Source organism: Phytoactinopolyspora endophytica (assembly GCF_004138495.1).
Lineage (GTDB): Bacteria > Actinomycetota > Actinomycetes > Jiangellales > Jiangellaceae > Phytoactinopolyspora > Phytoactinopolyspora endophytica.
The window spans coordinates 132,551-132,864 of sequence record NZ_ML142868.1; the positions used below are offsets into that span (position 1 = coordinate 132,551).

Consider the following 314-nt stretch of genomic DNA (forward strand, 5'->3'; position numbering starts at 1 on the left):
TCTGCTCGCGGTAGAACCGATCCGCCCGGTCCCGGGTACCCGAAGACTGCTGAAGCGCATGCTCTCCTGCGGAACCCGGCAGAACGTCATCCGGGCTGCCCTGTGCATGTGTCATGAAATGAACCTCCTCGCGCCCTCCGCCGCATCCCCACCGCCGCTCACGACGATATCCATGATCACTGATCAATTCAGGGTGCGATATGGCCCAAATGGCCGATTCTGATCATGCGCAAGAGCTGGGACAATAAGCACCGGCACGGCGCAGCCTCCGTCAACTTCTGTTCGAAGGGTCTTGACCGGAGCGAATGTGAGCG

1 pseudogene is annotated in these 314 nt (G+C 60.5%); it reads right to left on the reverse strand.

Annotated features, from left to right (window positions below):
• Positions 1-115, reverse strand: a pseudogene (locus ELR45_RS43040) (pyridoxamine 5'-phosphate oxidase family protein); the annotation flags it as partial.
• Between the last annotated feature and the right edge of the window lie 199 nt (positions 116-314).